Origin of the sequence: Salinibacillus kushneri (assembly GCF_900111405.1) — a bacterium.
In the GTDB taxonomy this organism is placed as follows: Bacteria; Bacillota; Bacilli; order Bacillales; family Alkalibacillaceae; genus Salinibacillus; species Salinibacillus kushneri.
In genome coordinates this window covers 44,943-67,690 of record NZ_FOHJ01000013.1, presented here as the reverse complement: position 1 = coordinate 67,690, position 22,748 = coordinate 44,943, and the positions used below count along the sequence as shown (strand labels likewise).

Genomic DNA, 22,748 nt, shown 5'->3' with positions numbered 1-22,748 from the left:
TTTGTGATAAGTCGTCGTAAGGTTGTAATGAATATGAAAGATGTACCCATCGCAACCTATAATCGAGTGTATAATAAGAGGAGATGAGAACTTTGCAAAATTATAAATATAGATTGGAGTTTAAATATGTCTGACATGAATCAAAAGGAACCGGAAAATATTGAAGTATGGGAGGATCTTGTACATATTAAAGATTTAGGATTGGCTCTGTTAATTTGTGGAATTTTCTCGCTGGGTGGATATTTTATTGCACCAAATAATACTTCAGACCCTTTATTTTATGGACTGGCAGGTGCTGTGATTGGTTTTATAATCAGTAGTATTGTTATAAAACCGAAGCGATCATTTGAAGAGAGTGGGGAAGAGGATAAATAATGGATATTAGTTTAATTTTACAAATGATTCTAGCAGCTGGTATTGCATCTGTACTCTACACATTAATAGGAGTGGCACCTGGTACGGATGAAACAGCTGTATTAGCACCTGTTACACTGGTATTAGTTTTGACAGGTTTTGAACCTATTGTCATTTTAACTTTTTTTATGGCTGCAATTATTGCAAAAAAATTAACCGATTCAATCCCTGTTGCAGTTGCAGGTATACCTGGCGGGGTTATGTCAGCCCCAATGGTCGAGCATGCTTTAGTATTGAAAAAACATGGGATGCCGGATATTAGTATTAGAAAAATGGCTTCCGGTTCTGTTATCGGAACTATTATAGCTATTCCCATTACGTTTATTCTTGCTAATGGGCTTGCCAGGTTTTCAGATATTATTACTCAGTATACAGATCCTATTTTCTTTTTTGGGGCAATCTTTCTAGCCTTAATGGCCAGAAATAAATGGGTTGCGCTCGTATCGATATTTCCGTTAGCTTTGTTAATTCAGGGACTGCGACATCTATATTGGGGAGTCGGAATCGTTCCTGAAGGTGAAACGGTCTTTATTTCATTTTTCTTAGGGATTACGATAGGTCCTGTTATCTTAACATTATTTGAACTGTTAAATCGAGATTTACGTTCCAAACTTAATCGTTATAATACAAAAACCATCTCTGTTAAATCAAACTGGAACATAAAAGGATTTCCAAATCCATTTCGAATCCTTACAAAAAATGAAACCATTACAAGCTCTTTGACATCAGTATTAGGGGTAATTACCTTTTTTTTAAGTCCTGTGGGAATGACCATCCTATTAGGAGAGGTTGTTTCGAGTAAAATTAAGGATCCGGTTAAGAAAGCAGCTCGGGCGATTTCATCCATGGACGCTTTGACGAATGCTGCTTATATTAGTGGAACATTAATCCCATTAATCGCCCTTGGATTGCCATTATCACCAACAGCTCTTGGTCCGGCACATGCACTATTTAATGCACCTCCAGTGTTTACACAGGATCACAATTTACACCATATATTATCCATGTCAGAATTCTTATGGGCAACCATTATCGGCGCTGTTATTGCCATATTGATTACGTATTTTGTTACAGTTAAATATGCCCTGCAAATTTGTCGATTTGTATTTAAACGAATTCCACATGAAGCAATGTTAGGCTTGTTTTTCGGATTAGTCTTACTCCTTGCTTTTATGGATGCAGGCTGGCTTAACATTGCCGGAGTGTTGTTAATTGGATTAGTAGCCGGGGTACTTAACCGCTTAGGCGTAAACTATGGTGTTCAATTTATGACCTTATACGCAGCACCTTTTATCGTAAATAATTTATTTTAAAGGAAAACAGTAGATATGAATAGAAGTGGGGGATGTTTATGCGTTCATCTTCTAAAATAAAGGGAGAGGGAACCGCCCATAGTAAATTAATATTAATTGGAGAACATGCAGTCGTATACGGCGAGCCTGCCATTGCACTACCATTTCCGTTGTTAATGGTAAAATCAACTGTACAATTAGGTGCTGGGGAAATTACCATAACAAGTGATTTTTATAAAGGTCCTTTAAATCGTATTCCCGAAAAATTAGAGGGGATTGCTGTATGTATTCGGGAATCTTTAAAATTCTTAGCTAAACCTGCTAAGGATATACATTTTTCGATAAAATCAATGATTCCTATTGGACGTGGTCTAGGTTCAAGTGCAGCTATTGCTGCTGCAGTTGTACGAAGTCTTTTTTCCTACTATGATCAAAAACTATCACATCAAATGTTAATGTATTTAGTTGATATTGCGGAAAAATATGCCCATGGTAATCCGAGTGGAATTGATATGGAATGTGTCTCAAGAGATATGCCGATTTGGTTTAAGAGAGAAGAAGCGATTCAGCCAATAGAAATGGGTATGCCCTTAAATCTGGTTGTGGCGGATTCCGGTCGAATTGGTGATACTCGCGCAGCTGTATCGGCCGTTCGGGAAAAGTATGAAAAACACTATCAAAAGGCCAAGCAATCCATTAACTATATCGGTGAATTGACACGGAAAACCCAAGCGATTCTAGCTGGTGGAAGCCCAAGAAAACTTGGAGAATTATTAAATAAGGCTCATGAAGAGTTAATGAAGCTTGGGGTAAGTGATAGTGAATTAAATCACTTAGTTTCTTCTGCTAAAAATGCTGGAGCCATTGGTGCGAAATTAACAGGTGGTGGACGTGGAGGCTGTATTTTGGCATTAGCCAAGACAATGGAGGATGCGGAACATATTTCAAATTCCTTAAGAAAAGCTGGCGCTGGTAACACATGGTTTTTCACTTTAGGAATGTCTAAACCGGCATCCATGAATGAAACAAGCAGAGGAGACTTGATATGAAGGCAGTCGCAAAAGCACATACAAATATTGCCCTGATTAAATATTGGGGGAAGCGTAATGATGAATTGATTTTACCAATGAATAATAGTCTTTCCTTAACATTGGATCACTTTTATACAACAACGGAGGTCCAATTTGATGAAAGGTTAGCAAACGATATGTTTATATTTAATGGTGAACAAGCCAGTGAAGCTGAATCCACTAAAATCTCCAGCTACCTGAATATGGTTAGACAATATGCCGGTGTTAAACGGAATGCCTACGTACGTTCCATAAACCATGTTCCTACATCTGCAGGCTTTGCTTCCTCTGCTTCCGGGTTTGCTGCATTAGCAGCGGCTTCCACGAAAGCATTGGGACTTGAGGTGGATAAAAAGACACTATCGATGCTTGCGCGACAAGGCTCAGGATCTGCATGCCGTTCAGTATATGGAGGATTTGTCGAGTGGGAAAAAGGAAATAGCGATGACGGTTCAGATTCCTATGCAAAACCCATTCTACCAGAAGCAGAATGGGATCTACGTGTGTTATCGGTATTGCTGGAATCAAAGGCTAAACCCATATCCAGTCGTAAAGGAATGAAGCGCACTGTTGAAACCTCAGCGTTTTATTCAGGATGGCTAAAAGCGGTAGATCAGGAATTAGCTGAAATGAAAAAGGCTATTCATACGAAAGATTTCGAGCGATTAGGGGAAGTAACGGAAGCTAATGCGTTGAAGATGCATGCCACGATGCTTGGATCTCAACCACCATTTACTTATTGGCAAAGTGGGACTGTATCTGTAATGGAGGAAGTGCAGCAGCTTAGAGAGGCCGGAATACAGGCTTACTTTACGATTGATGCAGGACCGAATGTAAAAATTCTTTGTCTTCCCGAGGATGAACAAATCGTACGAGATGAACTTGAAAAACTTCCAGCTGTTAAAGGTATTTATGGTTGTCGTCCTGGTCCTGGTATTGAATATCAAGACTATCTTTAATCAATAAACAGTCGATGGGAAAGTGTATTTGAAAGAGAGGGAATTTAATTGCCCATTTATGTAAGAGTCCCTGGGAAATTGATGATTGCTGGGGAATATGCCGTATTAGAACCGAACCAGAATGCGATTGTAGCCGCCGTCAATCGGTATGTTTATGCGAAAATTACATCCAGTAAAAATTGTGAATTTACCCTTCCTGATTTAGGGTTTGAATCTGTGTCATGGGAAGTCAATTCACGTTCGATTTCGTTCAGCAATACAGATGAAAAATTGTTATTTGTCCAAAATACCATTAAAGTTGTTCAAGACTATTTAAATGAGTCTTCTGTACAGCTTTCCCCTTTCCATTTAACGGTTACGAGTGAGTTAGATGACCCTTCTGGTAAAAAATATGGACTTGGTTCAAGTGCAGCCGTTGTCGTTTCTGTAGTTTCCGCTATATTAGCTTTAGCAGAGCAACAGAACCAATTGTTTTACGCACCTAAAGAATTGATTTTTAAGCTTGCAGTCATAGCTCATGTGAAAACACAAGGGAGTGGTTCTGGAGCTGATGTAGCTGCTTCAACCTACGGAGGCTGGTTACGATATTCCGCTTTTCAGGCACAATGGCTACTCCAACAAATAGAAACAAGCTCATCCATTACTACCCTTATTGAGCAGTCCTGGCCATATCTTTCTATTCAGCCTGTAATACCTCCTGAAACGCTGCAGCTGTGTGTAGGCTGGACGGGCAAGGCGGTTTCTACGGGGCCAATGATCAGACAACTTAAAGATGGACAACAGGAAAATAACCAGATATACCAAACCTTCCTGAAAGATAGCTATCAGGCAGTAGAAGGGATTGTAAGCAGCTTTGAACATAAGGATGCAGAAGAGTCTCTATTTTATTTAAAGAAAAATCGTTCTGCCCTTGTAAAATTAGGAAAAGAAGTGGGCATGCTAATAGAAACTCCTAATTTAGCAGTATTATCTGATTTAGCTGAACAAATGGGAGGAAGTGGTAAATCCTCTGGTGCAGGTGGTGGAGATTGTGGAATTGCATTTGTTACTTCACAAGAACAGGTTGTAAAGCTGTCTGAAGCCTGGAAAAAGGCAGGTATTGAACCATTAAACCTTGATGTTGACCACAATGGAAGCTCCTGGCATAAGTAAAGATTTATCTCTATTATTGGTGAACCCCACTCTTTGTTTGCAAGGAGGAGTCAACATGGATAACATTGATGTCATTATTACTCGACAGGATAATCCTGAGTCTGATCCATATGAAGAAAGCTTTTCGATTCCCTATCGTTCAAATATGAATATCATTTCGGTTTTGATGGAAATTCGCAAAAATCCTGTCACAAAAGATGGAAAGCAAACAACGCCAGTTCAATGGGATATGAATTGCCTGGAAGAGGTTTGTGGGGCTTGCTCTATGATTATCAATAACAAACCAAGACAAGCCTGTTCAACCTTAGTTGATCAATTGAAGCAGCCTGTAAAACTTGCTCCTATGACGACCTTCCCTGTAATAAGAGATTTATTTATTGATCGGGGAAAAATGTTTGATGCTTTAAAACGAGTAAAAGCATGGATTCCGATTGATGGTACGTATGACATTGGTCCAGGACCGCGTATGGCAGAAAACACAAGACAATGGGCCTATGAACTATCAAAATGTTTTACATGCGGGATTTGTCTTGAGGCGTGTCCAAATGTAAATGAAAATACTGACTTTTTAGGTCCTTTCGTTTTTTCACAAATCCGCCTGAAAAATGTTCACCCAACAGGTGCAATGAATAAAGAAGAGCGGCTGGAGACCTTTATGGGAGAAGGTGGACTTGAGGACTGTGGGAATTCGCAAAATTGTGTTCAATCCTGTCCTAAAGGGATACCGCTTACCACATCCATTGCGGCTATTAATCGGGAAGCAACGGTCCAGTCATTTAAAAGTTTTTTCGGATAAAAATCTTTTTATTAATCCGATTGGTATGGTTGACATTTCATTTATTTTCTATTATGATTTGTCTAACAATTTCATACGGTTTCTTATCTAGAGAGGTGGAGGGAAATGGCCCAAAGAAGCCTCGGCAGCGGTTTCTATTTAGAAAGAACACTGTGCCAATTCCATCAAGTATGCTTACTTGAAAGATAAGAGGACGAGTAGATAAATGGATATAAACTCTCTTCTTATTTGAAGAGAGTTTTTTATATTTACATAATCATTCATCAGGGAGTGGGGAACATGAAATATGGATTCTGGTTACCGATTTTTGGAGGATGGCTGCGAAATGTTGAGGATGAACAAATGCCTCCTACGTTTGACTATGCAAAGGAAGTTATTCAATCCGCTGAAAAGTGGGGTTACGATACAACTTTAATTGCGGAGTTGTATTTGAATGATATTAAAGGTATCAATCAGGATTCCCTGGAAGCCTGGTCAACTGCTGCAGGATTAGCTGCGGTCACAGAAAAAATTGAAATTATGACAGCTGTACGACCAGGATTTCATCATCCTGCAGTTACCGCAAAACAGGCAGCAACAATCGATCATATTAGTAACGGTCGGTTTACGTTAAATATTGTATCAGGCTGGTGGGAAGGTGAGGCAAAACAATATGGCGGAGCCTTCACCAAACATGATGAACGATATGACCGAACAACAGAATTTCTGGATATCCTAAAAGGCATGTGGACCGAAGAGACCTTTAGCTATGACGGGAAGTTTTACAAGATAGAAGATGCTAAACTCGCTCCAAAACCGGTTCAAAAGCCGAATCCTGTTCTTTATGCAGGGGGCGAAAGTGAAAAAGGGAAGCAGGTCATTACATCTGCGTGTGATGCGTATGTGATGCACGGTGGAACAGTGGAAGAAGTAGCTGGTAAGATTCAGGATATGAAAAATCGGAGAATTGAAGCAGGTAAGGAACCATTGCAATCCTTTGGCATGGCAGCCTATGTCATTTGTCGAGATACAGAAGAAGAAGCGTTAGCAGAACTGGAAAGGATTACTACAGTAGATGATATGAGTGGATATGCAGGTTTTGAAGACTTCACATCCAAATCTGAGCTGGAGCAGAAGATTCAATTACAGGATTATTCTGTTTCCAATCGAGGCTTACGTCCTAATCTTGTAGGAACCCCTGAACAGATTGCTTCAAAAATTCTGGAATATGAGCAGGCAGGAGTTGATTTACTCTTATTACAATGTTCTCCCCAATTAGAGGAGTTGGAGCGATTTTCAAAAGTAGTTATGCCAAAAGTAGAAGAACTGCGGACAACAACCGCTAAGTGATCTTAAGGAGGGTTGATGGTGAAATGAGTAAAGTTTATGTCATCCATGAAAATGAAGAGTGGACTGAGTATTTATTTAAGAGATTAGAAGAATTGGATATTCCATATGAGGATTGGTTACTGGATAACGGGTCTATTGATTTAACTAAGGAACCTCCTGAGGGGATTTTTTACAACCGGATGAGTGCTTCCTCACATACAAGGGGACATCGTTATTCACCGGAACTGGCAAATGCTGTAATTGGCTGGCTGGAAGCTCATGGTCGTACCGTAATCAATGGAAGCCGAGCTTTACAATTAGAGCTTAGCAAAGTCCTTCAATATTTAGAACTGGAAAAGCATGGTATTCGAACACCCAAAACAATTGCAGCCGTTGGTAAGGATGAATTGTTGAAACAAGCGCAGTCTTTTGAGGGACAAAAATTTATTACAAAGCATAATCGCGCAGGTAAAGGGCTGGGAGTTCAACTTTTTCAATCGGTGGATGCGTTAAAAGAATATGTAGAAGGTGATGAATTTGAAGAGCCTGTTGATGGGGTTACATTGATTCAGGAATATATCGAATCACCAGAAGCTTTTATTACTCGTTGTGAATTTGTTGGAGGCAAATTTTTATATGCGGTACGTGTTGACACATCGGAAGGGTTTGAGCTTTGCCCGGCTGATGCTTGTTCTATTGATGATTTGTTCTGCCCAGTAGGGGAAGAACCAGCATCCCCAACTAAATTCCAAATTCAAAAAGACTTCCATCATCCTATTTTAGAAAACTATGAACAAGTACTGGCTGCTAATAATATCCAAATAGCAGGTATAGAATTTATAAAAGATCAAGATGGAAATCTTTATACGTATGATATAAATACCAATACCAACTACAATAGTGATGCAGAAGCTTTGGCAGAGAAGTATGGAATGTTAGAAGTAGCCGGATATTTAGGCGAAAGGCTTAATCAAATCCGGCAAAAATCCTATAGTTAAAGAAGACAAAAGGGTTATCTCTAAACTTGGAGATAACTCTTTTTGTATGGTTTTAATTAAAATATTTTTCCAAATTAGAATAAAAACACCATAATTAGACAAAATATGAACAGTATTCTGCATTAGAATTTTAACGGAAAATGTGAGGCTTGGAATATGAAACTATTTGGTAAAAAGAACAAAAAAAATAAGTCCAACTCACTCAAGCAGCCTAATAACATCGTTGAACTTATTGATATGTGCAAAACCTCGAGCGACTTTATGCATTATGAACATTCGATTAAAAAGCAGACGATTTGGCTTTCTTTTTACAAATCATTAGTAGATACAGAAATCCTCCATAAAGATATATTGGAAAATTTACAGGAATATAAACACTACTCATTAGAGGAGCTTAAAGAGTCCATCCCGGTTGAAAAGGTTTTGACAACCAAAGACGTTGAACAAATGCAAAACAGGATGCTTAGAGGATATATTCTCCTCCGGTTAGATGAATATGACCAAAAAGGATTGTTAATTAACGCCCCGTTAAAAAAGACTCGTAATGTATCTGTTCCTGAAGTAGAGTTTTCTGTTATTGGACCTAAGGAAGCCTTTTTAGAGTCAATTGATACGAATTTGAATTTAGTCCGTAATCGGTTACCTATTCCTGAATTAATGGTAAAAGAATTAAAGGTTGGAAAGTTAACGAAATCTAAGGTGGCGGTGCTTTATATTGATGGAGTAGCCAATGAGGAGAACGTAAACACGGTTATACAACGGATAAAGGAAATCGATATTGATCATCTCGTTGATAGTTCTTACATCACACAAATTATTTCGGATAATCCTAAATCTCCTTTTCCACAATTATTAGATACAGAAAGACCAGACCGTGCATCAGCGGTATTAACGGAAGGGAAGATTGTCATTATGGCAGCTGGTTCTCCTCATGCTTTAATAGCACCAGCCAACCTAACAGAGTTTTTTTCCTCATTTGAGGACTATTTTCTAAATCCTGTGATTGCTTCTGCCTTTCGTATTATTCGATTTTTTTCCGTTGTTTTTTCAATTTTGGTTACACCGATTTATGTTGCAACCCTAACGTATCATTATGAACTTATTCCTAAAGATTTAATGGGAACTTTAATTACCTCAAGGGAAGTGGTTCCGTTACCACCTATATTGGAAGCTATTTTTTTGGAGTTAACCATTGAGCTTTTACGCGAGGCTGGGGCTAGACTGCCAACTAAAGTCGGGCAAACCATTGGTATCGTTGGTGGTATTGTAATTGGAACAGCATCTGTTGAAGCTGGACTAACAAGTAATGTACTATTAATTATCATTGCGTTAGCTGCTTTGGCTTCCTTTACGACCCCGGTTTATCAAATGGGTAACACGATTCGTTTAATTCGTTTTCCATTTATATTTGTTGCGTATTTATTTGGAATGCTCGGAGTTGTTCTAAGCTTCTGTTATTTAATTGTTCATTTATTGAGACTCACTTCTTTAGGAAGACCATTTTTTGAGCCTATTTATCCTCCTCGTTTAAAGGATATGAAAGATTCCATTATTCGTTTTCCGTTTTCGAGAAACACTCAACGCCCTGTGCAGCTCCAAACAGAGCAAACCGAGAGATACAGCAAAAGGGATGCAACGAAAAAGAAAGATATTGATGAATAGACAAGGAGGTGATGAGGTTGGGTAAGCCTATTTCAGATTCCATGAAAATATCGCCTTTTTTAGTCTTATTCTTAATTACCTCTGTGCAAGTAGGGGTGGGGATCTTAAGCTTCCAAAGTAAGGTTGTTGAACATGCCAGTTATGATGCATGGATTTCAGTTATAATCGCAGGGATTGGGGTTCATATTATTATTTGGATAGCCTTTAAAATGTTAAGACAGGATCAGGATATTTTTGATATTCAAAAAGAACTATTCGGAAAATATCTTGGAGGCTTGTTTGGTTTTATCCAGTGTTTATATTTTCTTGTTTTATCAACAATCGCCCTGCGTCTATATATTGAAATCATTCAAGTATGGATGTTTCCTCATATCAGCATTTTATATCTTGGAATCTTTTTTTTAATCCTTGTCTATTATGTCATCAATGGGGGGTTTCGGGTTGTAGTAGGGATTTGTTTCTTGGGAACAGTTATTCCTATATATCTGCTGTTTACTTTGATATTCCCTTTGGAGTTTGCTCATTTTCATAATCTTTTACCTGTATTAAACCATTCTGTTAAAGATTTAATGTTGTCATCGAAAGAAATGACACTAAGCTTTTTAGGATTTTCAACTTTATTCATCTTTTTTCCATTTATAAAACATCCCAAAAAAGCACATAAATGGGCACATTTTGGTGTCTTATTTACCATTGTTGTTTATGTAGCTATAAGTATGGTTGCCTTTGTTTTTTATGATGAAGAGCAAATTAAAACGGTTATTTGGCCAACTCTTGGAATGTGGAAAATTATCGAAATGCCTTTTGTGGAACGGTTTGAATATATAGGAATTAGTTCATGGGCATTGGTTATTCTTCCTAATATGACACTAACTCTTTGGGCTTCGACAAGGGGAATGAAACGATTATTTCGATTTAATCAAAGAAAAACCGTTATTGTTTTCCTCATTATTGTCCTTATTGCCAATGTCTTGATAAATGGTCATGAAAGGATAAGCCTACTTAGTGAATATATAAGCAGAGTCGGTTTTTATATGGTATATTTCTACATTCCTTTTCTATTTATTGTCTACACCATTTACAATAAAGTGAGGAAATCAAAATGAAAACAGCTACTATAGCCGTAATGTTGTCCATTGTTGTATTTTTAGGAACAGGCTGTGGTGTCGAAAGGGAAATTGTTGATGATCTTTCACTCGTTACAGCTGTAGGTTATGATGCTGTAGAAGGGAATAAAGTTAAAGGAACCATCGCGGTACCTAACTTTCAGGCTGATAAGGCCGTAACAACTGAAATATTCAGCGATACATCCATGCTGTTACGTGAAAATAACTTTAAGTTAAATGCAGAAGCCAATCGACCGTTGGCTGTTGGAAAGCTGGAAGTCATTTTATTTAACGAAGAATTAGCCAGGAAAGGCTTGCAGAAGCTAAAAGATGTGTTTGTTCGAGATCCCAGTTTAGGATCAAGGGTCAGGTTAGGTATTGTAGAAGGTTCAACAACAGAAGTGCTTACACGTGAATACTGGGACGATGATTCCGGCATGTACTTATCCGATATGTTTGAACAAAATATTGACAGGGGAACAATCCCCGAAACGAACTTACATCTTTTTACGTATAATTTATATTCCAAAGGAGCAGATCCGTTTTTGCCATTTTTATCTGTAACAGATATGGTGAAAATTGACGGAATTGCTTTATTTGATGATGAACGGTATGTTGGTCGTCTTCCTTATGAGCAAACATTTACTTTTAATTCATTAATAGGGGATTTTCAAAATGCGATATTTCCTGTCTATCGTGGAGATAAAAAAAGTGCTTCGGTCAGTAATATAAGGTCGGACAGAAAGATTCAATATAACGGAAAAGGGAATCATACGGAATTAGTGATTAATGTTCATATTAAAGGAATAATCAGAGAATACCGCGGAGGTAAAATTACGAAAAAAGTGATTAAAAAAATAGAAAACACGATGGAAAAGCAAATGAAGCAACAAGCAGAGGACATTCTTAATAAGCTTCAGGAGCTAAATATCGATCCTCTGGGTTTAGGCAATGAATATCACAGTGAACATCGAAATTTTAATTGGAAAAAATGGGAAGACATGTACCCTAATATAAAGATAACACCAAAAATAGATGTAAAAATTATGGAATATGGCATCCGAAGATAATCGAGTGGAATTCAAAAGAAAGTCCTTCATAAAGGGAATATGAAGGACTTTCTTTTATAAATCCTTGTTAAGCTTTATCTAAAGAACAAGATTTCAATCTGTTTTTATATCGCCCATGAGCCTTGGTTGAGGATAGGTTCCTGCCTTCCGTCTTTAGTGACGCCATATACATCCAGTTTATTAGAGCCCATCATGAAGTCGACATGGACCAGGCTATTGTTGACTCCGTTTTTGTCCAGTGCATCGTCATCCATTTGGGAACCACCTTTGATATTCGTTGGATAGGCTTTTCCGAAGGCGAGGTGGCAGGATGCGTTCTCGTCATAAAGAGTGTTATAGAATATTAAACCTGATTGTGAAATTGGTGATTCGTCTGGCACTAGTGCTACTTCTCCAAGTCTCTTTGCTCCATCATCTGTATCCAATAAATGTTTTAGGGTTTCATAGCCTTCTTCAGCGGTAAAATCGACTACCTTTCCTTCTTTGAAAGTAATGGAAAAATCATCAATCAAATTTCCACCATAATTAAGTGGTTTTGTATTACTTACAGTTCCATTTACTCCGTATTTATGTGGCATGGTAAAGACTTCTTCGGATGGAATGTTAGCATTAAAAATGGTTCCCTTTTCAGATGGGGACGCCCCGCCTTTCCATACATGTCCCTTTGGCAAAGTAATTTCTAAATCTGTGCCAGGTGCTTTGTAAACCAATTTTGCATACTGTTTATCATTTAAATAATCCCTAACGGTTGCTAATGTTTCGTTATGTTGATTCCAGGCTTCTACTGGATCTTTTTGATCAGCACGAGTAATCGTAAAGATTTGTTCCCACAATTTTTTAACTGCCGTTTCCGGAGATTCGTCCGGAAAGACCTTCTTTGCCCATGCTTGTCCTGGAACAGCTGCTACACACCATGTAATGCGGTCATTCATTGTATAGCTGCGGAAATTTTTCAAAGCATTCCCTGATGCTTTATTTGCGGCTGCAATTCTACTTGGATCAATTCCTTTTAATAAATCAGGGTTAGACGGTTTTATAGAGAGAACCGCAGCTCCATCCTCTGCATAATAATCATGCATATCCACACGCCATTGAGGAACGGTTTCAAGAGTTTCCATTGGTGCATGTTCATACTTGAGACGGGTAAGTGTTTCATCTGACCAATTCATATGTATATCCTTTGCACCCATTTCGTATGCTTTTTTAGCTACAACACGTACAAATTGGACAGCTTCTGTAGGTGCATTCACCATCAGTGCCTGATTATTTTGCAAGTTTACCCCTTTGCGTAGTACTAATTCTGCATATTTTTCTAAGTTGGTTTGAAAATCTGACATTTCGTCATCCTCCTTTTCACAATCCTATTATTTCACAAATCAAAATCGTGTACAAAAAAATTTCTTCTAAGAACTAACGCAGGAAGTGCCAAATGATCATTTGCTTACTATGAAAAAGATGCGACGAAGTAAGGGTTCAGTCGCATCTTAAAGTAGGTTATATAAATAACAGTAAACTCATGGCCATAACTCCCATTCCGGCAATTAATCCATAAATAGAAAGGTGGGCTTCATCATATTTTTTTGCAGCAGGTAATAATTCATCAAGGGATATAAAGACCATTATTCCAGCTACTGCAGCAAAAATCATTCCAAACATCATGTCATTTAAATACGGAAGAAGAAGTAGATAAGCAGCAATGGCTCCTAATGGTTCAGCCAAACCTGATAAAAAGGACAACTTAAAAGCTTTTTTCTTATTACCGGTTGCAAAATAAATAGGCACAGATACAGCAATGCCTTCAGGAATGTTGTGAATCGCAACAGCAACGGCAATCGCAATTCCTAACCCTGGATCCTGGAGGGCTGAGGTGAATGTAGCTATTCCTTCAGGAAAGTTGTGAATGGTAATCGCTAACGCGGTAAAAGATCCCATTTTAAGCAACGAAGACTGTTCTTTTATAACTGTTGGCTCTTTTTTCATATCCTCTACTTTTTTAATTTCATGAGGATTCCCATGCTGTGGTATAAATTTGTCAATCAAGGCTATAATTCCTATCCCGCCAAAAAATGCTGCAACTGTAGTCCAGTTTCCAAGTGTATCTCCCATCGCAGACACAAGTGATTCCTGAGCTTTATCAAAGATCTCTACGAACGAAACATAAATCATAACCCCCGCTGAAAACCCAAGCGCAAAGGATAGGAATTTCGTATTCGTATCGGAAGTAAAAAAGGCTAAAACACTGCCGATACCGGTTGATAGGCCAGCCATCACTGTTAGGCTTAGAGCCATCAGTACATTTTCAGTCATGTTCATCTCCCCTTGATGTTCAATCTTTACCTTTAGTAAGTGAAAATTTCCTTCATTTTAAACAAGTCTTTCCCTAAGGAAACTTATTGGTAAAAAAATAATATTCACAATGAATCTATATGAAGTTCCATAGGCGAATGTGCGTATCAATTTTTTTGCAATTGTAAAAAAGTTTCCTGAGACTAAAATATAGCAACTGCCTGGAGATGTCAATTCATTCATTTAATGGTTAGGAAAAGCTTGATTATGCAGTCGGACTTAATCAGTCGCCTACGCTTTTCTATGTCCAGCTCCGGCTCCTAGGTCCAAGCTGTCATAAGCGGAATCAATTCCGTGGCAAAGCCCGCCACTACATGAATTCCGCTTATGCAGTCGGACCTAATCAGTCGCCTATGCTTTTCTTGTTATAATCGTTGTTTTCATCTATAATTTAGGTAAAGGGATTGATGTAAGGGGCTTTGTGTAATGGGTGGAACGACTCCGAGTATGGAAGATTATATGGAACAGATATACATATTAATACATAAAAAAGGCTATGCCAGAGTATCTGAGATAGCAGAAAATTTATCGGTTCAGCCATCTTCAGTAACGAAAATGGTACAAAAGCTTGGGGATGATGGTTATCTTGTTTACGAACGATATCGTGGCTTGAATCTGACCTCTAAGGGAAAAAAGTTCGGCCATCTTTTGGTCTATCGCCATGATTTATTAGAACAATTCCTGGAGATTATTGGTGTCCATAAGGATAAAATATATGGTGATGTAGAAGGAATCGAGCATCATTTAAGCTGGGAAGCCATAGATAAGATTGCAAATCTCGTTCAGTATTTTAAAGAGGATCAAAGTAGAATCCATACATTACAAGCTATAAATCAAGAAAATGATTCGATAGGTTAAGCCATATAATAAAGCTTCTGGATAAATAATTTCCAGAAGCTTTATTATATGGCTTTGTTAAAGCTTATTGTTTATTTTCTATCAAGTTGATTGGAGCGGAAGTATGAAGCTCATTAATTATTGTGTATGGTTGATCGAAACAAAAGTAAAAAAGATCCCTACCAAGAGGATAAAGATGGACGAAATGATTGGTTTGCTTGGGGACGCTCCCATGGGATAAGTGTGAAAGGGAATTAGAACTTACCGGTTATCAAATTATCAAAAATGCAGAGAATCATGAAGATATATATGAATGAATCACTATAGTTTAAACTCTTTTGAAAATACCGATATAGATAGGGAGAAAGTATTAAAGGAGGAATGGTTTACATGAAAATAACTCCAGATAATGCACAGTTTGCTGCATACACTCGTTTGACATTATCTGCTAGATTTCAAAAACATATAAAATACGGAACCAAATTTGGCGGTCAATCAAATGATATAGGATTTAGCCAATTTAAGGAAATATTAGAGAAAGAAAAGGTTGTTAACGAAAAAAATGTTCGTGATATGTCTTCATTTCATGAGAAGGCCCTTCAAGTTCAGATGAATTATGGCAAAAATCCAAGTCATACTTTAAAGGTTTGGGAGGTTATGGACAAGGCATTTCAATTAGGTTTAGTAGATAATGATGAGACTTTACTAAATAGAATAAATTCAATGGTGTAAATAAATTGGGGCAATCAATAGAAAAAGTAAAATTTAACGTAACTGGTCCTTTAACACATCAAGAAGAACGTCAAGTTATAACTGACTGATGTTCCCTTTCTTTTTTGGGAATTAGACTAAATTATTTGAATTTTATGGTAATTACGGTTCCGGAAAGATATTCAATATTTTAGGAGAGCTTAATATGGAAAATAGTTCATTTCGCAAGTTTCTTAATTCATATTTAGATGTTTGGAGGAACTCATCTTTAACAGATCTGAAGATATTATTTCGAAAGATTATAAAGCAAGAGAGATTTCAAATGGTGAATTAGTAGACTTTGGTTATGAAGAGGCGATAACGGGTTGAGAACAAGGGTTTAATTTCGCAAAACAAAAAGAAAACAAATGGGACTTGAATGAAGTTTTGATAATTCCTTTACTACAAGATGAAGTTATGGTAATTTTATCAGCTACACTCATAATTGATGGAAAGAAAGTAGAGAATGTTAGCTTATTCTTTCAGACATTTAAGAGAAATGAAAACAATGATTGGAAATTGATAAGAAGTTACATAGAAGCTGGAGTTCCAAATACAAATGTAAAAAAATACAATTGCACTCCCTCGGTTAGAACCTTTTTTTCTTTCAAATACTCACTTATTCGCATAATTTCAACCCTCTTGTCTAACGGTGGCGAATATAGTATAAGTAGCTGTCAATGAGGCAGCTCCCATTGTGCTAAAGAGGCAGGATTGTTTAATAGCAGCCTAAGGATTTATATAAAGTTTTTCAATAGGAGGATACCTAATGGGATTTATCATTACTTTCATAACTCTATGGTTGTGTAGTTTTATAATAGCAAGGTTATTTAGTTTATGGGGAGGTAAATCGAGTCCATTCGGTAAAACCTACTGGAAAAATGATTTAGTCATATGTTTTGCTCAATCCCTAATTATAACAATCATACTTCTGATTTTCTTTTCTAATTCAAATTCGTAAGGGGCTAACGTTTGGAAGAAGGATAATGCTTTTGTTATTGAAGTAAAGGGGCAGTTATGTTCAATTAGGAAGAATTGATTATTAATTTGATGTATTAAAAGTAAGATATAAAAGAACAAAGGGTAGGGAAGTTTATGGAATCTAAGCTAATTATCTTACGAGGCAATTCGGGGAGTGGAAATACTACGACTGCGAAAAACCTTCAAAATCATTTAGGTCATGGAACTCTTTTGGTTTCTCAGGATGTCGTTCGTCGTGATATGTTGAAAGTTCACGATAGAGATGGAAATCCTTCAATTGATTTGATTCGCCAAATTGCAGAATACGGAAGAGGTAAGTGTGAATTTGTTATTGTGGAAGGAATTCTAAATAAAAGCCGTTATGGTGAAATGCTGAAGGACTTAATCCAGTTCTATAACCAAGAGGAGGCATATACTTATTATTTTGATTTATCCTTTGATGAAACAGTCATACGTCATAACACTCGTTCCAAAAAGATGGAATTTGGAGAAGACTCTTTACGTGACTGGTGGAATTCAAACGATTACCTTGGAGTGCAGGGAGAAACACTATTTACTAATGATATGTCGCAAAATGATGTATTGAAACAGATTTTAAATCAACTACAAAGGTAATTATTCTTTTGGCTTCTTAAACAAACGGAGTGCTATAGCACAATTAGGGAAGTGGCTTCTTGTGCTATAGAAGCAAGGTTGTTGAATAAATTAGCTAATTGTTTTAATAGGTAGGTGAGGAGATACCAAGATGAAAAAGACTGTTTTATTTATTCATAGTGCGGGTCCACAGGAAAGGAATCAAGGAAGTAGTAATCTTTCAGCATATTTAGAAAAAGAACTTAGGGATAAATTTCAATTTGTTATGCCTAAGATGCCTAATCCAGAAAATCCAGAGTATGTACTTTGGAAAAATCAGCTTGAAAAAGAACTGAATATGCTTAATGGAGAGGTGATTTTAGTTGGTCATTCGTTGGGTGGTTCTGTCTTATTAAAGTACCTTTCTGAAGAATCATGTAACCTAACTTTCCGTGGTTTGTTTATCATCGCAGCACCATACTGGTGTTTAGATGAAGATTGGCAGTCGAAAGATTTCACTCTTTAAAGTAGTTTTGAAGGAAATCTACCTGTAATACCCAATTTGTTCCTTTATCATAGTCGTGACGAAGATATCGTACCGTTTAAACACCATAAAACCTATGCAGAAAAACTTCCACAAGCAACCTTACGGGAACTTGAAGGCAGACAACATTTGTTTCACAATGGATTACCTATATTGGTGAACGATATAGAGAGCTTGTAATTTATTCCGTGAACCCTTTTTATGTTATCTGAGCAAGGTTGGGACATTATTAAACAAACGGGGGCTTAGTTGAATAATAATATACTTTGATCTCATTAAAAGGAGCTTGGATAACCAAGTTCCTTTTCCAGTGAGTTGGATTGTGAATTTTATGCGAATTTACTTGTGAATATAGCTGTATTTTCCATTTTGTACGTCAAAACGGAACCCGTTACTGTTTTTCTTTCCTCCTAAAATATCGTATAATAATAGCATTCATACTTTTTACAAAACGATAGGTGGGGAGGAGTATTATGACGACAATTGGGCTAATACGGCATGGACTTACAGATTGGAATATTGAACAGAAAGCACAAGGCCAAACCGACATTCCGTTAAACGAGATAGGGCGGAAACAGGCGGAGGTTTTAGCAACCCGTTTTCAAGAAAGGGAGTGGGATGTGATTGTTACAAGCCCCTTATCTCGAGCTGCTGATACTGCCAAAGCAGTAGCGAAAAAAATAGGTGCCGGTGTTATAGAAGATCATCGTCTGCAGGAACGAGGTTTTGGGGAGGTTGAAGGCACGACGGAAATGGAACGGATTCATAGGTTCGGTGAAAATTGGCGGGAACTTGACTTAGGTCGTGAAGCTATAGAAGCAGTAACCCGGAGAAGTGTAGAATGCGTTGAGGAATTTTGTTACAGCTATGAAGGAAAGCGTATTTTATTCGTCAGTCATGGAGCAACATTGAATATGCTGATTAAAGGATTGCTGGAGGACCCTCATTTTGATGAGCGCTTTGATAATACAGCTTTCTCAGTTTTTGAAAAAATCGGAAACCAGTGGGACTGCCAGCTTTTAAATTGTACGAAGCATCTTCATAACCAAAAGGAGCAGGAAGTAATCAACTAACGTGATATATATGCCCCCTTATTGACTTAGCTTGCGATATAATAGAAAGTAGATTGATAAGGGGGAGTGACGATGTCATTATATATGTTATTGGTGACGATACATGTTTTTTCAGCTATTCTTGGAATGGGTCCTGGTTTTGTCATGATTCGTGTCGTTTCCTCTGCGAAAAATATGACAGAATTAAGACACGCTTATGCGATTCGGAATCGATTTCACACTTTTGTCATGATTGGTGGTACCTTACTTTTAATTACAGGGCTTGCTATGGGCTTTTTAAATCCTTCTTTATTTGCAGAAGGGTGGTACTGGCTTAGTCTTATTCTATTTCTTATTGCCTTAGCCTTTGGTCCTCTTTTACTATCTCCGAGGTCTAAACCTATTAAGCGATGGTTAAATGAATACAATGGGCAAGAGATTCCAAGTAAATACTACAGTATGGAGAAAAAGTTGTTTCGGTATGAGAGACTGGAAAATATCATTTTTTTAATCATAATTGTACTCATGATTTTAAAACCATTTTAAAAGCGTTTCCTCCAATAAGGAATGCAGGTGATTTATTACTGTCATCTGTGTTTTTTTGTGTCTCTAATTCATTTTCCTGGAAAATGAGAAGAGTCTAGATGTATCATAAAGTTATAAGGGTAAAATACTAAGTATTAGAAAGTATAGATGAAAGGAAGGATAGTCAAATGACATCAGAAGTGATTCAAGTACACTCATTAATTAATGGAGAAAAGGTTAAAGGAAAGGACCAGGACAAACGAATCAACCCGACAAATCCTGACGAAGTTGTCTGTTATTATCCTTTAAATACAAGAGAAGAAACGGTACAAGCAATTGAGGCTGCTGAAGAGGCGTATAAAGAATGGAAAAAATCCAGCATAGATGAGCGGGTAAAACGAATGGAGCGGGCGATTCAGAAAATCAAAGATCAAACACCTGAAATTGCTAAGCTTCTATCCCGAGAGCATGGAAAGGCCTTATATGATGCAGAAGGGGAAATAGGAGTTTCCCTCATGTGGATGGAGTTTGCAATGAAGAATGTAAAAGAGATGTTGAAAGAAGAGGTTCGGGAACACGATAACGGACGAACCATTATTAAAAAGGATCCCATAGGTGTTGTATCTGCAATTTCACCGTGGAACTATCCCATTTCACTTTCTACCATAAAAATTGCGCCTGCACTATTAACAGGAAATACACTTGTTCTTAAACCAAGTCCATTTGCACCACTTGCTGTTAGTAAGGTTGCTGAAATTATTGCTTCGGAGTTTCCAAAAGGTGTCTTAAATCTGGTTCACGGGGATGCAGATGTTGGTAAGGAATTAACATCGAATCCAAAGGTTGCAAAGATCGCCTTTACTGGTGGAACAGAAACAGCTAAACATATTATGAAAGCAGCAGCTGATACGATTAAGCAAATGACCTTAGAGTTAGGAGGTAATGATGCTGCAATTATTTTGAATGATTTTGATGTGAACGATAAAGATGCTATGCGCCGGCTTGTTATTGCGAACTTTTTAACAGCAGGGCAGATTTGCATGATTGCCAAGCGTATTTATGTTCATGAATCGATTTATGATCAGTTTGTCGAAAAATATATTGAAGCCGCCAATGATTGGATACGTGTTGGAGATCCTTTTGACGAAAATGTAACCGTAGGGCCTGTTAATAATAAAGGACAGGTGGAGTTTGTTCAAGGATTGATTGATGATGCTAAAGAGAGAGGTTCGGAAGTCATCAAAGTCGGAACAATTCTTGATGAAAAGCTATTTGAGCAAGGCTTTTTCATGCATCCTACAGTAGTTTTAGGACCTGATCAACATGACCCAATTGTTGAAAAGGAACAGTTTGGCCCTACTGTACCTATATTAAAATTTAAAGACGATGAGCATGCCATTAAGCTTGCCAATGACAGCATTTACGGATTAACCAGTTCTGTCTGGGGTAAGGAAGAACATGCTATTGATGTCGCAGGACAAATAGAGGCAGGTACGACAATGATCAATACAGCAGCAGTCCAAGGGCTGGATGTTAAATTTCCTTTTGGTGGTGTAAAGCAATCAGGTATTGGAAGAGAATATGGAGCAGAAGGGCTTGAAGCTTATACCTCTACCCACGTAATTAACGTACCTGAGCAATTGGATTTACCTTATATTCCAAAATAACTTGTAAATCGGGAGGACTTTCACTCCCGATTTATTTGTACATAATTTTGAAACTAAAGATTTATTTGTTCGTAATAAGAAATAATATATCACAAATCCCTGCACGAATGTTTTGCTCTATTTGGGAGGCATATCTATGAAGATGAGAACTTTAAGCAGTATGGTTTTAATCATGCTGCTTTTATTAGCAGGCTGTTCGAATAATCAGGGAGAGGATTCAAATGAAAGGGGAGTTTTAAAGGAATTGGAAGGAACCTGGAGTGGAGCTATAGAAGTGCCAAATCAACCCTTGCCCATTGTTGTTAAGCTTTCCAAACCCAATGATTGGTCAGGGACGATTAGTATTCCTGCTCAAGGGGTAAAGGATTATCCTTTATCTAATGTTTCGGTTGATGCACCTAATGTGTTTTTTCAAATGAAGCTTCAAGGGCAAAGTATTACATTTGATGGAAAAAATAAGAGTGACTCTATCGAAGGATCGTTTACCCAAAATGGTCAGTCCTTTCCTTTTACATTGAAAAAGGGGGAAGAAAAGAAAAACGAGACTGCAGAAGATGAGGGTAAATTCATCAACGTAAGTACTAAACATGGTCAACTAGAAGGAGAACTTCGTATACCTGATGGAGCAGAAGCACCTTATCCGGTTGTTCTTATCATTCCGGGATCAGGACCTACGGATCGAAATGGAAATACCCCTACAATTCCTGGCAAAAATAACAGCTTGAAAATGCTTGCAGAAGAATTAGCTAAACAAGGGATTGCGAGTCTCCGTTACGACAAAAGAGGGATCGGACGGAATCAGGATGTACTAATTGCAGAAGAGGATTTGAGATTTGGTCATTTTGTTGAAGATGCGGAAGCGTGGATAACCCAATTACGAAGCGATAATCAGTTTTCCAGTGTAGGTGTCATCGGCCATAGCCAGGGCTCATTAGTTGGCATGCTTGCAGCAGCTAATACAGATGTGGATACCTTTATATCCATTTCTGGTGCAAGCCGCTCAATTGATAAAGTACTATATGACCAATTGCAAGAAGGTCTAAAGGAAGATTTGGTAAAGGAAAGTAAAAGGATTTTAGAGCAGTTAAAGCAAGGTAAAAAGGTAGCTAACGTTCCACAAGAGCTTCAAAGTACGTTCCGACCATCCATTCAAGCTTTTATGTCTTCATGGATGCAGTACAATCCAATCGAAGAGATTCAAAAACTGGATATTCCTGTCCTGATTGTTAATGGTGAGCATGATTTTCAAGTAGCAAAAGAAGAGGGACAGCGACTGCACAAATCGTATGAAGATTCAGAACTTCTCTTAATCAAAGAGATGAATCATGTATTGAAAAAAGCGCCTGAGGATCGTTCAGGGAATGTAGATACCTATTCCAATCCAGATTTACCATTAGCGGAAGGATTAATGGATGGAATCATCTCCTTCATGGAAAACCATGATTTTACGAAATAATATAAGATAAAAGGGAAAGACAATTGCTTCTGAAAATTGCTTTTGCCTGAAATAGTCGGCCTACGTATGGCGAAGTACAAGTGCTTGGTGGGGGAGAATTACTCTCACAAGGGGGTATCAGCCCTTGATACATTTGACCAATATTAGGCAAAGCATTAAATGGATAAAGAAAGCCAACACCTTATGGTTG

The 22,748-nt window shown here is 37.7% G+C and carries 21 protein-coding genes and 1 riboswitch; of the genes, 19 read left to right on the top strand and 2 right to left on the bottom strand.

The features are described from left to right. Positions 1 to 135 precede the first annotated feature (135 nt). The 11 genes from BMX63_RS15445 to BMX63_RS15395 all read left to right on the top strand — a co-directional run bounded on the left by BMX63_RS15445 (position 136) and on the right by BMX63_RS15395 (position 11,827). Entirely contained in the window at positions 136 to 375 is a 240-nt protein-coding gene (locus tag BMX63_RS15445) for a hypothetical protein (protein WP_177167358.1), read from the top strand. Further along, on the top strand, positions 375 to 1,727 hold the full coding sequence (locus tag BMX63_RS15440; protein ID WP_093137200.1) for a tripartite tricarboxylate transporter permease: 1,353 nt from the start codon (positions 375 to 377) through the stop codon (positions 1,725 to 1,727). Before BMX63_RS15445 ends, BMX63_RS15440 begins: the two co-directional genes overlap by 1 nt. 38 nt (positions 1,728 to 1,765) lie before the next feature. After that, positions 1,766 to 2,755: a mevalonate kinase gene (mvk, locus tag BMX63_RS15435; protein WP_093137199.1), complete on the top strand. Its 990-nt coding sequence runs from the start codon at positions 1,766 to 1,768 to the stop codon at positions 2,753 to 2,755. Then, positions 2,752 to 3,735 (top strand): diphosphomevalonate decarboxylase, encoded by a 984-nt coding sequence (gene mvaD, locus BMX63_RS15430; RefSeq protein ID WP_093137197.1) that lies wholly within the window; start codon positions 2,752 to 2,754, stop codon positions 3,733 to 3,735. The genes mvk and mvaD overlap by 4 nt, the downstream gene beginning before the upstream one ends. A gap of 48 nt (positions 3,736 to 3,783) precedes the next feature. Next, on the top strand, positions 3,784 to 4,887 hold the full coding sequence (locus BMX63_RS15425; RefSeq protein WP_093137196.1) for a phosphomevalonate kinase: 1,104 nt from the start codon (positions 3,784 to 3,786) through the stop codon (positions 4,885 to 4,887). Between the two features lie 55 nt (positions 4,888 to 4,942). Further along, complete coding sequence (gene sdhB, locus BMX63_RS15420) at positions 4,943 to 5,683, top strand: succinate dehydrogenase iron-sulfur subunit (RefSeq protein ID WP_093137195.1); 741 nt, start codon at positions 4,943 to 4,945, stop codon at positions 5,681 to 5,683. Between the two features lie 80 nt (positions 5,684 to 5,763). Next, positions 5,764 to 5,875: riboswitch (SAM riboswitch) on the top strand. Positions 5,876 to 5,962: 87 nt separating this feature from the next. Further along, entirely contained in the window at positions 5,963 to 7,012 is a 1,050-nt protein-coding gene (locus BMX63_RS15415; protein WP_093137193.1) for an LLM class flavin-dependent oxidoreductase, read from the top strand. A 23-nt stretch (positions 7,013 to 7,035) separates the two neighbouring features. Beyond that, the gene (locus BMX63_RS15410) at positions 7,036 to 7,989 is read left to right on the top strand and encodes an ATP-grasp domain-containing protein (RefSeq protein WP_093137192.1); all 954 of its coding nucleotides are present in this window, start codon (positions 7,036 to 7,038) and stop codon (positions 7,987 to 7,989) included. 156 nt (positions 7,990 to 8,145) lie between these two features. Beyond that, positions 8,146 to 9,651: a spore germination protein gene (locus BMX63_RS15405; protein ID WP_281242763.1), complete on the top strand. Its 1,506-nt coding sequence runs from the start codon at positions 8,146 to 8,148 to the stop codon at positions 9,649 to 9,651. A gap of 17 nt (positions 9,652 to 9,668) precedes the next feature. After that, positions 9,669 to 10,757, top strand: coding sequence for a GerAB/ArcD/ProY family transporter (locus tag BMX63_RS15400; protein ID WP_177167353.1), 1,089 nt, complete (start codon positions 9,669 to 9,671; stop codon positions 10,755 to 10,757). Next, complete coding sequence (locus BMX63_RS15395) at positions 10,754 to 11,827, top strand: Ger(x)C family spore germination protein (protein WP_093137188.1); 1,074 nt, start codon at positions 10,754 to 10,756, stop codon at positions 11,825 to 11,827. The genes BMX63_RS15400 and BMX63_RS15395 overlap by 4 nt, the downstream gene beginning before the upstream one ends. A 104-nt stretch (positions 11,828 to 11,931) precedes the next feature. Here the strand turns inward: BMX63_RS15395 and BMX63_RS15390 are convergent, their stop codons facing one another. Together BMX63_RS15390 and zupT are read right to left on the bottom strand one after the other, a co-directional pair. Next, on the bottom strand, positions 11,932 to 13,164 hold the full coding sequence (locus BMX63_RS15390) for an aminopeptidase (RefSeq protein ID WP_093137187.1): 1,233 nt from the start codon (positions 13,162 to 13,164) through the stop codon (positions 11,932 to 11,934). Positions 13,165 to 13,321: 157 nt separating this feature from the next. Continuing rightward, positions 13,322 to 14,134 (bottom strand): zinc transporter ZupT, encoded by an 813-nt coding sequence (gene zupT, locus BMX63_RS15385; RefSeq protein WP_093137185.1) that lies wholly within the window; start codon positions 14,132 to 14,134, stop codon positions 13,322 to 13,324. Positions 14,135 to 14,599: 465 nt separating this feature from the next. Between zupT and mntR the strand changes: the two genes are divergently transcribed. From mntR to BMX63_RS15335, 8 genes are all read left to right on the top strand, one after another. Next, positions 14,600 to 15,031, top strand: a complete 432-nt coding sequence (gene mntR / locus BMX63_RS15380; RefSeq protein WP_093137183.1) for a transcriptional regulator MntR — start codon at positions 14,600 to 14,602, stop codon at positions 15,029 to 15,031. A 369-nt stretch (positions 15,032 to 15,400) separates the two neighbouring features. Continuing rightward, positions 15,401 to 15,742, top strand: coding sequence for a hypothetical protein (locus BMX63_RS15375; RefSeq protein WP_093137182.1), 342 nt, complete (start codon positions 15,401 to 15,403; stop codon positions 15,740 to 15,742). A gap of 1,113 nt (positions 15,743 to 16,855) precedes the next feature. Next, the gene (locus BMX63_RS15360; protein ID WP_093137179.1) at positions 16,856 to 17,356 is read left to right on the top strand and encodes a kinase; all 501 of its coding nucleotides are present in this window, start codon (positions 16,856 to 16,858) and stop codon (positions 17,354 to 17,356) included. Between the two features lie 130 nt (positions 17,357 to 17,486). Further along, the gene (locus BMX63_RS18550; protein WP_245732853.1) at positions 17,487 to 17,840 is read left to right on the top strand and encodes an alpha/beta hydrolase; all 354 of its coding nucleotides are present in this window, start codon (positions 17,487 to 17,489) and stop codon (positions 17,838 to 17,840) included. A 491-nt stretch (positions 17,841 to 18,331) separates the two neighbouring features. Beyond that, positions 18,332 to 18,931, top strand: a complete 600-nt coding sequence (locus BMX63_RS15350; RefSeq protein ID WP_093137177.1) for a histidine phosphatase family protein — start codon at positions 18,332 to 18,334, stop codon at positions 18,929 to 18,931. A 72-nt stretch (positions 18,932 to 19,003) separates the two neighbouring features. Beyond that, entirely contained in the window at positions 19,004 to 19,456 is a 453-nt protein-coding gene (locus BMX63_RS15345) for a DUF2269 family protein (protein ID WP_093137175.1), read from the top strand. 167 nt (positions 19,457 to 19,623) lie between these two features. Beyond that, entirely contained in the window at positions 19,624 to 21,102 is a 1,479-nt protein-coding gene (locus BMX63_RS15340; protein WP_093137174.1) for an aldehyde dehydrogenase family protein, read from the top strand. 136 nt (positions 21,103 to 21,238) lie between these two features. Beyond that, positions 21,239 to 22,558 carry an alpha/beta hydrolase family protein gene (locus BMX63_RS15335; protein ID WP_245732852.1) on the top strand — a complete coding sequence of 440 codons (1,320 nt, stop codon included), beginning with the start codon at positions 21,239 to 21,241 and terminating at the stop codon, positions 22,556 to 22,558. Positions 22,559 to 22,748: the final 190 nt, after the last annotated feature.